Origin of the sequence: Acinetobacter sp. WCHAc060025, assembly GCF_004209355.1 — a bacterium.
Lineage (GTDB): Bacteria > Pseudomonadota > Gammaproteobacteria > Pseudomonadales > Moraxellaceae > Acinetobacter > Acinetobacter wuhouensis.
In genome coordinates, this window is sequence record NZ_SGSX01000035.1 from 1 (window position 1) to 15006 (window position 15006).

11 protein-coding genes, 1 tRNA gene, 1 pseudogene and 1 CRISPR repeat array are annotated in these 15006 nt (G+C 37.6%); of the genes and pseudogenes, 8 read left to right on the forward strand and 5 right to left on the reverse strand.

Annotated elements, in window-relative coordinates:
* Positions 1–196: 196 nt before the first annotated feature.
* Positions 197–1177 carry a lipoyl synthase gene (gene lipA, locus EXE09_RS17825; protein ID WP_130118166.1) on the forward strand — a complete coding sequence of 327 codons (981 nt, stop codon included), beginning with the start codon at positions 197–199 and terminating at the stop codon, positions 1175–1177.
* Between the two features lie 299 nt (positions 1178–1476).
* Entirely contained in the window at positions 1477–2511 is a 1035-nt protein-coding gene (locus EXE09_RS17830) for a helix-turn-helix domain-containing protein (RefSeq protein WP_228257233.1), read from the forward strand.
* A gap of 322 nt (positions 2512–2833) precedes the next feature.
* Here the strand turns inward: EXE09_RS17830 and EXE09_RS17835 are convergent.
* Both EXE09_RS17835 and sthA read right to left on the reverse strand, forming a co-directional pair.
* Positions 2834–2967: pseudogene (locus EXE09_RS17835) on the reverse strand (IS5/IS1182 family transposase); the annotation flags it as partial.
* A gap of 199 nt (positions 2968–3166) precedes the next feature.
* Complete coding sequence (gene sthA / locus EXE09_RS17840) at positions 3167–4582, reverse strand: Si-specific NAD(P)(+) transhydrogenase (protein ID WP_068975422.1); 1416 nt, start codon at positions 4580–4582, stop codon at positions 3167–3169.
* Positions 4583–4779: 197 nt separating this feature from the next.
* On the opposite strand from sthA, the gene lipA (EXE09_RS17845) reads away from it, so the two are divergent.
* Positions 4780–5793: a lipoyl synthase gene (gene lipA, locus EXE09_RS17845; RefSeq protein ID WP_130113465.1), complete on the forward strand. Its 1014-nt coding sequence runs from the start codon at positions 4780–4782 to the stop codon at positions 5791–5793.
* 76 nt (positions 5794–5869) lie between these two features.
* On the opposite strand, the gene EXE09_RS17850 is transcribed toward lipA (EXE09_RS17845), so the two are convergent.
* Both EXE09_RS17850 and EXE09_RS17855 read right to left on the reverse strand, forming a co-directional pair.
* On the reverse strand, positions 5870–6280 hold the full coding sequence (locus EXE09_RS17850) for a hypothetical protein (protein ID WP_068975424.1): 411 nt from the start codon (positions 6278–6280) through the stop codon (positions 5870–5872).
* Positions 6281–6561: 281 nt separating this feature from the next.
* On the reverse strand, positions 6562–8265 hold the full coding sequence (locus EXE09_RS17855; RefSeq protein WP_130118168.1) for a M61 family metallopeptidase: 1704 nt from the start codon (positions 8263–8265) through the stop codon (positions 6562–6564).
* Between the two features lie 179 nt (positions 8266–8444).
* On the opposite strand from EXE09_RS17855, the gene EXE09_RS17860 reads away from it, so the two are divergent.
* The 4 genes from EXE09_RS17860 (at position 8445) to EXE09_RS17875 (ending at position 13309) form a co-directional block, all read left to right on the forward strand.
* Positions 8445–9710 carry a D-alanyl-D-alanine carboxypeptidase PBP6B gene (locus EXE09_RS17860; protein ID WP_130118169.1) on the forward strand — a complete coding sequence of 422 codons (1266 nt, stop codon included), beginning with the start codon at positions 8445–8447 and terminating at the stop codon, positions 9708–9710.
* Positions 9711–9853: 143 nt separating this feature from the next.
* Positions 9854–11140 carry an NAD(P)/FAD-dependent oxidoreductase gene (locus EXE09_RS17865; RefSeq protein ID WP_068975427.1) on the forward strand — a complete coding sequence of 429 codons (1287 nt, stop codon included), beginning with the start codon at positions 9854–9856 and terminating at the stop codon, positions 11138–11140.
* A 144-nt stretch (positions 11141–11284) separates the two neighbouring features.
* A complete protein-coding gene (locus tag EXE09_RS17870) occupies positions 11285–11767 on the forward strand; it encodes an FKBP-type peptidyl-prolyl cis-trans isomerase (protein WP_087552516.1) in 483 nt (160 codons plus the stop codon).
* A gap of 96 nt (positions 11768–11863) precedes the next feature.
* Complete coding sequence (locus tag EXE09_RS17875; RefSeq protein WP_130118170.1) at positions 11864–13309, forward strand: cryptochrome/photolyase family protein; 1446 nt, start codon at positions 11864–11866, stop codon at positions 13307–13309.
* Between the two features lie 28 nt (positions 13310–13337).
* Here the strand turns inward: EXE09_RS17875 and EXE09_RS17880 are convergent, their stop codons facing one another.
* Positions 13338–13796 carry a hypothetical protein gene (locus EXE09_RS17880; protein ID WP_130118171.1) on the reverse strand — a complete coding sequence of 153 codons (459 nt, stop codon included), beginning with the start codon at positions 13794–13796 and terminating at the stop codon, positions 13338–13340.
* A gap of 247 nt (positions 13797–14043) precedes the next feature.
* Between EXE09_RS17880 and EXE09_RS17885 the strand changes: the two genes are divergently transcribed.
* Positions 14044–14119 (forward strand) — tRNA-Asn (locus tag EXE09_RS17885).
* Between the two features lie 48 nt (positions 14120–14167).
* Positions 14168–14975: direct repeats of the CRISPR family, unit length 28 nt; unit sequence TTTCTAAGCTGCCTACATGGCAGTGAAC.
* The last annotated feature ends 31 nt before the right edge of the window (positions 14976–15006 follow it).

The window sequence follows — 15006 nt, forward strand, 5'->3', positions numbered from 1 at the left end:
GTTTAAAACTAAAAAATAATTGTAATTTTTTTATAATTTTCAAAAACTTAAAAAACCAAACCTTTACCCAACCTTTATTTTATAATATTAATATTTTGTATTAATTTATTATTTTTTAAAACAAATTAAATATATTTGACATTTAAAATATAAATGCCATTTTATATTTAATTTACTATCTTATGGACGATTTAAAATGGATTTAAAACGCTCAATTACAACAGGTCAAAAATTACGTGGCGCAGATAAAATGTCACGTATTCCTGTAAAAATTATTCCGACTAAACAAATTCCCAAAAAGCCTGAATGGATTCGCGCCAAAATTAGCCATCCAGAAGAAATCGCGCAGATTAAAAGCCTATTACGTCAGCAAAAACTACATACTGTTTGTGAAGAAGCTGCTTGTCCAAACCTGCCCGAATGCTTTGGTGGTGGCACAGCAACATTTATGATTATGGGCGATATTTGTACCCGCAGATGCCCTTTCTGTGATGTGGCTCATGGTCGTCCGAATGCCTTAGATATTAATGAGCCCAAACATTTAGCTGAATCGGTGAAAAATTTAAATCTGAAATATGTGGTAATCACTTCTGTAGATCGTGATGATTTAGTAGATGGTGGTGCACAACATTTTGCTGATTGTATTCACGAAATTCGTAAAACGAGTCCAGATACATTGATTGAAATTCTTGTACCTGACTTTCGAGGAAGATTAGATATTGCCTTAAAAATTTTGAGTGAAACGCCACCCGATGTGTTTAATCACAATATTGAAACTGTGCCACGTTTATATCGTGCCATGCGTCCAGGTTCAGACTATCAACATTCTCTTGATTTATTGAAAAAATTTAAACAACTCCGACCAGATATTGCGACCAAATGCGGTTTAATGGTTGGGCTTGGAGAAGTGGAAGCTGAAGTGATTGTATTGCTAAATGATCTCAGTGATCATGCCGTGGATTATGTCACCATTGGACAATATTTACAGCCTTCAAAATCTCATGCACCCATTCATCGTTTTGTTTCACTTCAGGAATTTGAGCATTATCAAACTCATGGGCAATTACTAGGGTTTAAAAATATCTGGAGTGCGCCTATGGTTCGTTCAAGTTATTTTGCTGATCGCCAATTTAAAGGTGAAGCTGTACCTAAACCCTTTTCACGTGAAAAAATCTAATCTTTGTTACAGATAAAGCGATTTATTCCAACCAAAGTTGTATATGTTTTACACGACTTTTTTCATAAAATTTAAACTGAAAATATTTTTATAATGTGTAACTCTACGATTTTTAAACCGTGATGGATGAGTAATTCGTTGGATAGAGGTTATCCGTATTCAACAAATATAAAATCCGATAAATATAATAAATACAGTATGTTGATGAATATAGCTCAATCATGAAGGAATATGATATGAATCTATGGAATAAGTTGCAGCGTTCTCCACAACACCTGCAAACAACTCATTTTGTGAATATGGACTCAATTACATCAGCACCATTATTTACACTCACTGAAGAAGAACAACCTTCTCTATTTCGTCGATCTATTCAACATAAACATCAAGATTTGCTCAAAATTGCTGAAGATTCAGGTATGGCGATTGGGGTGACAGATCATCAAGGAACACTACTTTGGACATGGAGTAGTCGTCCTATGCTCTCTTCAGCAGAGCAAGCTCATTTTGTCGAGGGCGGTCATTGGTCAACTCAAGCTGTAGGAACCAATGCAATTGGATTGGCACTCAACAATCATATAGCAAGTTGTGTTTATTCTCATGAGAATCAAATGCATAGCGTACGTGATTGGGTATGTTATGCAACGCCAATTTTAGACCCAATATCTGGGCAATTTCATGGGGTTATTAACCTTTCGACTAAATATAAAAAACATACGTCACTTGGACTTTTAGCTGTAGAGCATTGCGCTGAATTAGTAAAGCGCGCGATTCAATTCGAACAAAAAAATGTTTTATACATAAAAGCTTTGGGAACTCCTCAAGTACAGTTTAATCAACAAACGATCCCTCTTACACATCGGCAAATTGAGATCCTCTGTATGTTGGCATTATATGCAGAAGGGATTAGTTTAAATGAATTGCACTATGCGCTTTATGGTGACCGCAATATTAGTGAAAAAACGCTAAAAGCTGAACTTTCCCAACTCAGAACATTATTGCCTGACTGCATTCTTTCACGCCCCTATAAATTAGCATGTGAAGTACAAACTGATTTTTTACGTGCTGAAAAATCACTAGATGCAGGCTTCTTAGCCAGCATTTTTTCACTCTATAAAGGGAGTTTTTTGACAAAATCGGAAAGCCCTGTTTTATCTTCGTGGCGTGATTGTTTCGATGCTCGTTTAAGCCATCTGATTTATCAAATGGAAGACATTGATCAACTTATCAAATTGGTTGGACGTGTTCCAGACCGAATTGATGCCATGCATCGTTTGCTCGAATTACTTCCATCCAACCATCAACTGAGAGAGAAAATTTTACAAAGGCTTTGATTCAATTCGCTTCTCTACTTACAAAAATATTAGCTAAGGTCAAAGCCCTTAGAAAAAGTAGCTACTATTCAATTAACAGCCTCTTTCTATACCCCTTCATAGAATGAATAGGCTGAAATTGCTGTTATTTTGATTAAGCCTATATCGGGTAAAAAATTCTGTATCAGCAAATATTTTGGTTAAGCTTCTTTCAACCATCAATTGCATTTATTTAAGGTGAAGCAACTACTTATTTTAAATAATAATTTTTCATACTAACTCTACCTTCCAATATCTTTTTATACTTCGTTAATTGTCGCATTTGCTAGGATATGTTTACATTTTAAGTATAGAATTTACTCGGTAAAAGGAACCAAATAAATATACAAGCTAATGCAACAGCCCCCTCATAACTACACTTTAGAGCTGATCATAACTTGTTACTATCCCTCTAAATTGTTTCAACCTACAAAAGGATCAGCAGGCTTTAGTTACTGTTCTACTAGCAGGAAAAGTATGATGGGGTTAAAGGGCATATTGTGATTAATTTATTTTGCAATAGACGGAGCAAACAAGTGGAATTAAGAAATAATTCCCCTGAAAACATAACATTTTGATCGCTAGTCATAAAAAAACCAGTTCAAAAGAGCTGGTTTTTTTATGTATTTAGATAAGATTAGAACAAACGATTCATACCATTCAAGGTCGCTACACGATAAGCTTCTGCCATCGTTGGGTAGTTGAACGTGGTTTCCACAAAATACTTAATGGTATTGTTACCACTTTGCATCACGGCTTGACCAATGTGGATAATTTCCGCAGCGTTATTACCGAAACAATGTACACCAAGCAACTCTAACGTATCACGATGGAACAAGATTTTAAGCTCGCCCACAGTATCACCTGTGATCTGCGCACGTGCCAAATGACGGAACGATGCTTGACCCACTTCATACGGAATTTTTTCTTCAGTCAACTGACTTTCAGTTTTACCAAAGAACGAAATTTCTGGGATGGTATAAATTCCTGTTGGAATATCTTTCACAGGTTTAACATCAAGCTCACCGCTCATATTCGAACCTGCACAACGACCTTGGTCATAAGCAGCTGAAGCAAGCGATGGCCAACCGATGACATCACCCGCAGCATAAATATTTGCAACTTCAGTTTGATACTGATCATTGACCGCAAGCTGACCACGACTGTTTGGTGTGATACCTACATTTTCAAGACCTAAGCCATCGGTATTCCCTGAACGACCATTACACCACAAGATCGCATCGGCTTTGATTTTCTTACCACTTTGTAAATAAAGCACTACATGATCATCAGCCGTTTCTAAATGATCAATTTGCTCATTGTGACGAATCAACACACCTTGTTCACGTAAGTGATAAGACAATGCATCGGCAATTTCGTCGTCTAAATAGCTAAGAAGCTGATGTTGAGTATTGATCAAATCAACTTTATGATCTAAACCGATGAAAATAGACGCATATTCACAGCCAATTACACCTGCACCATAAATGATGATTTTATGAATCGTAAAATCTAAATCTAAAATTTTATCTGAATCAAACACACGTGGGTGATTAAAATCTAAGCCTTGAGGATGATATGGACGGCTACCTGTTGCAACCACCAATTGTTCATAACCCAAAGTTTCTTTGATGCCATCTTCACCAAAAATAATCACGCTATTTTGATCTTGGATATATGCTCGACCGTGGAATACATCAATATTGTTACGATCATAAAAACGTGAGTGCGTATCCACTTGTTGTTGGATGACTTTATGTGCATTACGCAATACTTGTTTCATGGTGAATTGTTTCCAATCCCCCACTTTTTTAAACATCGGATCACGTTGGTAACGAATGATGCTCGAAACAGTTTGACGCAGTGCTTTACTTGGAATTGTTCCTACGTGAGTACAGTTACCGCCAAGTTGTTCACGTACATCAACGATCGCAACACGCTTACCCGATTTAGCAAGCTTCATTGCCGCGCCTTCACCAGCAGGTCCTGAGCCAAGTACGACTGCATCGTATTTCACATAATTCCCACTAACGACTTCTTTCTTACGTGGCATTCAAAGCTCCTTATATTCAATTCAGTCTAAGTCTTATGCGATATTATGAACTAAACTTGAATAATTTTCTGTATTTCACATGCATATATTCTGTGATAACCACATTTAGTATATGAATAGTGTTTTTACCCCATCTTTTGCCATTTCAGCTATAATGTTAAGCATATCCCCCGTAGAAAACAGTGGAAAAGTTGAATATGTCAGAGAACCGTAAACCAGAACAGGGTGTCAAGTTACGTGGTGCAGAGAAAGTCGCGCGTATTCCTGTAAAAGTTATCCCAACGGTTGAAGCACCTCGAAAGCCTGATTGGATTCGTGTAAAAATGGCTGCGCCTGATGAAGTTCAACGTATTAAAACCACTTTGCGTGCGCAAAAATTACATACTGTCTGTGAAGAGGCTGCTTGTCCGAATCTACCTGAATGTTTCGGTGGTGGTACTGCAACCTTTATGATCATGGGTGATATTTGTACGCGCCGTTGTCCATTCTGTGATGTAGCACATGGTCGTCCAAATGCACTTGATCCTGATGAACCACGTCACATGGCTGAAACCATTGCTAATCTTGGTTTGAAATATGCCGTAATTACATCTGTAGACCGTGATGATCTATTAGATGGTGGTGCGCAACATTTTGTCGATTGTATTAAAGAAGCACGTTCGCAAAGCCCTAAAACATTATTAGAAATTTTAGTCCCAGACTTCCGTGGTCGTATGGATATTGCCCTACGTATCATGACTGAATGTCCACCAGATGTGTTTAACCACAACATCGAAACTGTGCCGCGTTTATATAAAGCAATGCGTCCGGGTTCAGATTATCAGCACTCTTTAAATTTATTGAAAATGTTTAAAGAATATTGCCCTGATGTGCCAACGAAATGTGGTTTGATGGTGGGTATTGGTGAAACTGAAGAAGAAGTGATTGCGTTGTTGGATGATCTTCACGCACATGGTGTGGACTATGTGACGATTGGTCAATACTTACAACCATCGAAAGAACATGCGCCAATTGACCGTTTTGTAACGCCTGAAGAGTTTGAACGTTATACTGCACATGGGCAAAAGCTTGGTTTCCGTAATATTTGGGCAGCGCCTATGGTTCGTTCAAGCTACTTTGCTGATCGTCAATATTATGGTGAGCCAGTTCCGCAAGTACGTCGTAAAGCAGATCCTGCAAAGAAAATTGCAGTACAAACCATTGAAGCTTGATTAAAATTTTGCTTTGAAAATGAAAAGCCAATCGGAAATGATTGGCTTTTTCTATTTAAGCTTGATACTTATAAATTTATCTACATTTACCTACTGTTTTCCCTTCAATCATACTGTTTGAAGATTGAAGTTTTGTCACTGGAGAACAATAAAAATTACCCGAAATCATAGCCTTGTCTAAGCTAATCACAGCAGGTGCTTGAACATCGCCTTCGATCATGGAGTTAATCAGTTTAACCGATCTCGCTGTCGTCGCTTGAACATTTCCTGAGACAGAAGAGTTATTTAAAACCAAACTTGCGCCTTTTTGAACAGTGATCGTGCCATCTACAGATGATAGATTCACTGTACATGTTGCGCCTGCGGGTACAGTCAGACTTCCTACAGCATTATTACTAATTGTACTACTACAATTTGCTGCAAAAGTAAGTTGAGCGGTTGCTAAACCAGCGGTCACCATAACGGTTTTTAGAAAAATATTTTTCATATAGAACATCCTCGGAAATTTTAAAATTTTATTTAAATTAAACTTATTATTTAAAACATCTTTATAGTATGTGTTTTCATATGACGTTTTGATTACAGATCTGTTGATAATTATTAGTGCTACGTAAAGTTTGTAAGCCATCTGCGTCAATCATGTTCAAATTGTGAAGTGATGATATACAAGCTGTAAATCTAGTATAGATATGCACATAGTGATAAAAAAACCGACACTTTAAAGTATCGGTTTTCACATTCAATGATATTTAAGTTTGCTGTTAAAGATTAAGCTTTCAACCATTTTTCAGCTTTAGCTTGATCTTCAACTTTCAGCTCTACAGTCGTCAGTTGTACTTCCCCACCTTGCAGTTCAAACTGAATAAATTCGTCACGACGGAACGCATAAATAGTATATGTACCCTGCTGTTTTGCATATTTTGCTAACAATTTTTCAGATGCCTTCAAGCCATCGATTGCGATGATCACATCATTGGCAGAAAGACCAGCTTTTGCACCTACACCCTCACGATTGGCTTGCTGAACCAAAACACCTTCTGGCTTTTCAGTAATTTTCAAACCAAATGGTAAGGTCTTTTCATTTTTCAATGTGTAACTTAAACCAAATTCAGGGAACAATTGATCCAGTGGTAATTCATCTGTGGTATTAATCAGATGGTTTACTTGTTCAATCCAATTGTCGCCCGTTAATTCATTGCATAATTCAACAATAGTACGTTCATTGACTTGAATGCCATTTTGCGTATTTTCATATAAACGACGCATCAAAGCATCCAAACTTGAACCTCGTAAACGCAATCCTAAGTCTAAACACAGTGCCACTAAACAGCCTTTGTTGTAGTAACTCGTACCCGCATTATTTGAGTTTTCATCTTGGCGATAGAATTTAATCCATGCATCAAAACTTGACTCAGATACAGTTTGGATAAAACGTCCTGGATTTTGCAAATAACGATCAATTTGACCTTTAAGCAATTTCAAATAGGAGTCTTGAGAAATCACGCCACTACGGAACAATATCAAATCGTCGTAATAAGATGTAAAGCCTTCAAAAATCCATAATAAAGACGTCAAGCTTTCTTTATTTAAATCATAATTGGCTAGGTTTTCAGGACGAATAAATTTAACCAACCATGAGTGAAAATATTCATGACTACATAAACCAAGGAAACGCTGATAATCCGCTGAAGGTTCAGTCGGCTCATCGGCCTTGGGTAAATCATCACGTGGTGAGATCAAACTGGTACTGTTTGGATGTTCCAAACCACCATAACTATTACCTGTTGCCATGGTCATAAAGGTATAATTTTCAAATGGTGCTGAACCAAACATTGAAATTTCAGTGCTACAGATTTTTTCAATGTCTTGCTTCATCCGTTCAGCATTCATTTTATGCTGACCTGACACCACAAATTCATGTGGAATGCCGTTCGCTTCAAAGCTAAAACGAGTTTGATCTGCAAGCTCAAATGGTGCGTCAATCAACTGCGCATAATTATCCGCTTTTAAGGTATAACGCCCTTTCACCAAACTTTTTGAAACTAAACCTGTCGCAAGTTGGAAATGTTTAAGTTCGTCTGGAAGGAACACTTCTAATTCAACTGCTGAATTTTCTTGATCTTGTAAACCCAAACAGATACATGCTGGATTGACATATAAACGGGTTTGGTCAACGTATGCACCACGTACAGATAGATCATACGCATAAACATCATACTCAACTGTAATCAGTTCATGATCCGTATTAAATAAACGCCATTTATTCTTTTCGAATTTACTGATTTGAAGTTGACGACCTGCTTCATCATAGGCTTTGACAGATTCAATATGTTTGGCAAATTCACGAATTAAATAACTGCCTGGAATCCAAGTTGGGAGTGATAAAACTTGCGTTGGATTGGCAACAAAACGTAAGGTAACATGGATGAGATGCTGACGAAAATCGTCGAATTCAATTTGATAATGCAACATAAATATATATTCGAAAATAGACAGTGAAATATTACCAATTAGATTAGCATTTTTTTACAAAGTCGGGCGATTTTAGTCTAAATTGTCTACAATTCTTACTGGCGAAGTCCTTAAAAAAGGCATAGCATTCGCAAAGTTTGTGCACTCTTGCCATAGGATTGGCTTAAAAGGTAAATCTGTTGAAAATATTCGCGTCTTTCGTTGCGGTTGTGGGCTTAGTCTGTTCCACGCTTGTCAATGCTGCTCTACTAAATATTAATCCGCAATCTGTTGAAGCTGAAGCTTGGACCATATTAGATACGCAAACGGGTCAAACCATTGCAGAATATAATAGTCATGTCCAACGTGCTCCCGCTTCAATGACCAAGATGATGGTCGCTTATATCGCTTTAAAAGAAATAAAAGCGGGACATCTTAAAAAAGAAGAGATTATTACCGCAACACCTGTTGTGCAAATGGTGCAATGGGATGAATCCCAAATGTATCTTAAACAAGGTGAACAGATTTCGATTGATCAATTGCTAGCAGGTTTGATTGTCATGTCTGCCAATGATGCAGCGGTGACATTGGCAGAACGCATTTCAGGTGATGTCCCTACCTTTGTCGCACGTATGAACAAAGAAGCACAAGCTTTGGGGATGAAAGACACTCACTTTGCCAATTCACCTGGTATCACCATGCCAGACCATTTCTCATCTGCGCATGATATGGCACTGCTTGGACAAGCTGTTACTATGCAAACACCTGAATATATGCATTATTCAGTGATGCCAAGTTTTAGTTATAACCAACGTTTTCACCATGCAACCAACCTTGTTTTAAAGTCTGACCCTAGTGTCGATGGTTTAAAAACAGGTTTTACTAAAGCTGCTGGATACAACTTAGCCTTAACTGCACACAGACCTTCTGGTGTAGAGGAATCACCCGATCGTCGTTTAATCGTGGTGGTCATGGGTGCAAAAAATGCCATCAAACGTGCTGAAATCGCACATAAACTTTTAAACTTAGGTTATGCCTATACCCGTGATGAAGTCGCAATCAAAGATAAGCAATTGATCGCAGAACTTCCAGTGATTAAATCAACGTTGAAAATGTTTAAAGTAGAAGCGAAGAAACCACAATTAGTGACTACTTCACTATATAACGATCCTACACCAATTGATTTGATGACGTTTGATGTGATGAATAGTCGTGTGATGAAGACTGACCTAAATGGAACTTTGACTGCTGTTGAACCACTGACAACCACACAAACTCATTTGAATGTTCAACTGAATGAAACAGCACTTACAGCACCTTTAGAAAAAATTATGCATCTGGCTAAAGTGAATGTATATCAAGACAATCAATTGATTCAAAGCTTTGATATAGAAGATGAAGTTCATATTGAACAAGCTTCATGGTTTGAGCGTTTACTGGAATGGTTAAGTTCATTTTTTAAATAGTCAATCAACCTCAAATAAAACCAACTAAAACAGTTAGATTTATTGTAATTATGTAACTTGTATTACAAAAAAAACCGAAAATACAAATGAGGATGGCATATTAAACCATCCTCTATTTTTATAACTACTATTAGGTTTTTTCTATGTCAAATCTTCATCATATCGTGATCGTTGGTGGTGGCGCAGGTGGATTGGAGTTGGTCACACAACTCGGTGATACGCTCGGGAAAAGTAAAAAAGCAAAAATTACTTTGGTCGATCAAAAGCTTACTCATATTTGGAAGCCCTTATTGCATGAAATTGCAGCAGGCACAATGAACCCGAGTGATGAAGAAACCAATTATTATGCACATGCGGCAAAACATCATTACGAATTTGTTTTAGGTCGCTTTGAACAACTCAATCGTGAAAACAAAACCATCGTTCTCAGTAAAACACAGTCGGGGAAATACGACTCAAATCAAGACTCAATTGAACTCAGTTATGACACTTTAATTCTTGCTGTCGGTTCGATTTCCAATGACTTCAATACCTCAGGTGTAAAAGAGTTTTGTCACTACTTAGATAGCCGCCAACAAGCTGAAATTTTCCAACAAGATTTACTGCATTTGTATTTAGATGCGCAAAATAAAAATATTGATCGTGAATTGCAAATTGCCATTATTGGCGCAGGTGCAACTGGCGTTGAACTTTCTGCGGAATTGGTTCAAGCCAAGCAAAATTTTTATAAATATGGATTAAATAAAATTAATCCAAACAATGTCAAAATCACACTCATTGAAGGCGCAGAGCGAATTTTACCTGCTCTCTCTGATAAAATTGCTGAACATGCAACGCATCAGTTGAAACGTATGAAAATTGATGTCCTTACATCAAAGCGTGTTGAAAAAGTCGATGCAGATAAAGTTTATTTCAATGATGGAACTTCTGTCGATGCACAGCTCAAAGTTTGGGCGGCTGGAATTAAAACACCAAAAGTCATTGCGGATTTAGAAGGTTTTGAAAAAGACCGTATGGGACGAATCAAAGTCTTTGCAACTTTACAAACTCAAGCTGATCCAAATATTTTTGCCTTTGGTGACTGTGCACATTGTATTTTAGATGCTCGTGAAGCCCCGCTTGGTCCACGTGCGCAAGTCGCAAGCCAACAAGCAGCATTTCTTGTTGATGCGATGAGTGCTCGCTTAAAAGGTCGCCCGCAACCAATGTTCCAGTTTTCTGACAAAGGCTCATTAGTTTCGCTCAGTGAAAATAAAGCTGTGGGTGAATTACTTGGACAAGTCAATGTTCAAGGCTTTGTGGCAAAGTCGATGTACGTTTCATTGTATCGTATTCACCAAGCGACCATTTATGGCTATGCCCATGCAGGTTTATTGACGGCTAAAGATTTTGTTACACGAAAAATTGCGCCGAAAATTAAATTGCATTGAAATTTAACATTTCGCCCTTATTAATGATAAAACGCTCAAAATACAGCTGAAAATGCAATTTTTTAGTAATTTTAGTCTACAAAAATTGCATTTCACTTTATGATGTAAGCTTAAAATTTTTCGATTACCGAATGGATCAATAACATGACTGCTATTGCAAATAACAACGTGGTTTCTTTCCACTATACGTTGACTAACGCAGAGGGCGAAACTCTAGACAAATCACAAGGTGAACCACTTGCTTATTTACACGGCGCAGGTAACATCATCCCTGGTTTAGAAAAAGCTTTAGAAGGTAAAACTGTAGGTGACAAATTTACAGTAACGATTCCAGCTGCTGAAGGTTATGGCGAATATAACCCTGACCTTGTTCAAGAAGTTCCAGCGCAAATGTTCCAAGGTGTTGAAAACATCGAAGCGGGCATGCAGTTCCAAGCTCAAACTGATGACGGCGTTCAAATCGTAACAGTTAAAGCAATTGAAGGCGAAAACGTAATCGTTGATGCTAACTTCCCGTTGGCTGGTCAAGACCTTACTTTTGAAGTTGAAATCGTTGAAGTACGCGATGCTTCTCCAGAAGAATTAGAACACGGTCATGTACACGGTGCAGGTGGTCATCACCACTAAGATCTGACCGATCTGATCAAAAGGCAAAGTTTTTACTTTGCCTTTTTTATGGATGAAAATATAAGATTAAAGTACGGACGAGTATAAAGAGTAATGATGCAACGACAACTCATTTGGTTTCGCCAAGACTTACGTATCCAAGATCATGCCGCACTTTGGCATGCAACCCAGTCTGGACACACCACTGCCCTCATTATTCTTTCGCCTGAACAATGGAGAATCCATCATGATGCTCCGATTAAAATCGACTTTTATTTACGTCAAATTGAACAGCTTAAACACAGTCTTGAATCACTCAATATTCCGCTGATCATCAAAATTATTCCTTTATGGAAAGACCTTACCCAAGAGATTCTCAAACTTTGTCATGATTTAAATATTGAAAATGTACATGCTAATATTGAGTGTGGTGTCAATGAATTGAATTGTGATTTTCAAATCCAAAAAGCTCTCAATCAACATCACAAAGACCTGATTCTGCATCATGATCGAAGCATTTTCCCTATCGGTTCGATTCGTAATAAATCCAATCAACCTTATCAAGTGTTTGGTGCATTTAAGAAATATTGTTATGAACAACTCAGTATTTCAATTCCACACTGCTATCCCGAACCTGAAATTCAACAGCCTATAGCCTTAGAAAAGTTAGACCATTTAGAAATATCAAATCATTCGAATATTCCGACATTCAGCGATCTTGGTTTTCATGATGATATTAACCATGAAAATGCACATTATCCTGTTGGGGAAAAATATGCGCATGAATTATTAGATCAGTTTATTGCAGATCAAGTGCAACATTATCAAGCTGAACGTGACTTTCCAAATATTCAAGGGACGAGTCAGCTTTCTGCATATTTAAATATTGGGATACTTTCAATTCGACAGTGCTTGAATGCCCTATTCCGTGATCAGCAAGGTTATTTCCATATTGACAATATTGGGCAACAAACGTGGTTAGATGAACTGCTATGGCGAGAGTTTTATCAACATATTTTGTTTGATTTTCCACGTGTTTCAAAGCATTTACCGTTTAAAGAAATGACTCAAAAACTTCAATGGCGTGATGCACCTGAAGATCTTAAAGCTTGGCAAATGGGACTTACGGGCATTCCAATTGTCGATGCAGGCATGCGCCAGCTTTTACACACGGGATGGATGCATAATCGTGTGCGGATGATTGTTGCGATGTTTCTCACTAAGAATTTACTGATTGATTGGCGTTTAGGCGAACAATGGTTTATGCAACATTTGATTGATGGCGATTTGGCAGCCAATAATGGTGGTTGGCAATGGTGTGCGTCAACAGGTACAGACTCTGTTCCCTATTTCCGTATTTTCAATCCTATTAGCCAATCACAGAGATTTGATGCACAAGGTGATTATATTCGGCAATGGGTTCCTGAGTTGGCACATTTAGATACAAAATCTATTCATGAACCTTATGCGAAACATTTAAATATTGAGCTGGATTATCCAAAACCGATTGTGGATTTAAAACAAAGTCGAATCCGAGCAATTGAAGCTTTTAAGCAACTTTAATCACTTAAAAGCTTTCATTGTGGATCTACTAACCCACTCGTCGATAAGTGTTTAATTGTTCAAGTATTTGTTTTACTGGTCGTTCGATGGATTCAAAGTAACAGTAATATTTAAATACGCTATCTAGTGCAACATAAATGATTTTTTGTTCTGAAACTGACCAAACTTGTGCATGATTTGAACCTGACAAGGTACTGCCACTGAGTTGAAATAAATATAAATCTTGTTCTCGTTGTAGTGCTTTTCCACTCACTTGTTCGTTTGTATTCGATAATAGACGGCAATTTGTATTAATCAGCCATTTTTCACTGAACCACAATTGTAGCAAGTCACCTAAGCATAATTTTTTTTCAGAAAATGGCCAAACATCTATAGAAGCATGCTCTACTTCTACATAATATTGTTCAGGATTTTGTAGAATAGACAGATAATTGTCTTGATAAAAAGAGAGGTTTTCAAAAATTTGAGAAATCGTAAGCGTATTCATTCGCTGTCTCCTATTTAGCCATTTTAGTGCTGGCAAGTTGGTTAAATCCACACGGTTTAAGCATTGCTTAAACTCACTTTATGAATTTAATCTAACAAGCAAATTTAGCTGTTGCAAGCTTTTCAATTATTTTTTCTGAAAGTTTTCAGTTTTTTGATCAAATTAAAAGCATATAACTAAAAAATGAAGCCAACATGACAATTAAGGCTTGACCCCTTTTTAAATCTCCTTATAATCGCATTCAGATTCTCCAATAGCTCAGTCGGTAGAGCGACGGACTGTTAATCCGCAGGTCCCTGGTTCGAGCCCAGGTTGGAGAGCCAAATACTAAAAAGCCCACTCATTATGAAGTGGGCTTTTTTTATATCAATATTTTAAGCTGCCGACATGGCAGTGAACAACACATGTTGCAATCAGGCGTTATGACTCCTTTTCTAAGCTGCCTACATGGCAGTGAACTTTCTTGATGCAAACAAAGATTTAATTACAAATTTCTAAGCTGCCTACATGGCAGTGAACTTAATGATTACAATGGTGATTACAAGGTAACATTTCTAAGCTGCCTACATGGCAGTGAACTAAATAATATGTTGTTTGATGTGTCCAATGTATTTCTAAGCTGCCTACATGGCAGTGAACCATCATATCTACTTAAGCACTCTTTTGGTGTTTTTCTAAGCTGCCTACATGGCAGTGAACAGGAAGTAAATGCATTGGCAGGGGAGTTGTTTTTTCTAAGCTGCCTACATGGCAGTGAACCTTGATTTGTTGATGTTGGTATTTGCTGTGTGTTTCTAAGCTGCCTACATGGCAGTGAACAGCAACAACAGCAGTACCACCCAATTTATTGCTTTCTAAGCTGCCTACATGGCAGTGAACCTTAATGGTACAGGTTGCGCTCTTGCTCTACTTTTCTAAGCTGCCTACATGGCAGTGAACAAAGCACTATATTTTAAGACGTATGTTTGGTTTTTCTAAGCTGCCTACATGGCAGTGAACTGCAACTCGCCATGTAAGTAAAACGGATGATGTTTCTAAGCTGCCTACATGGCAGTGAACTAAGTGGACTAGCTTTAATCTCAACATAAGGCTTTCTAAGCTGCCTACATGGCAGTGAACCTTTGGTTGGGAACAATCAATGATGCTTGAATTTTCTAAGCTGCCTACATGGCAGTGAACTTTTGGTAGCAATATTCGCCCGTCATGATGC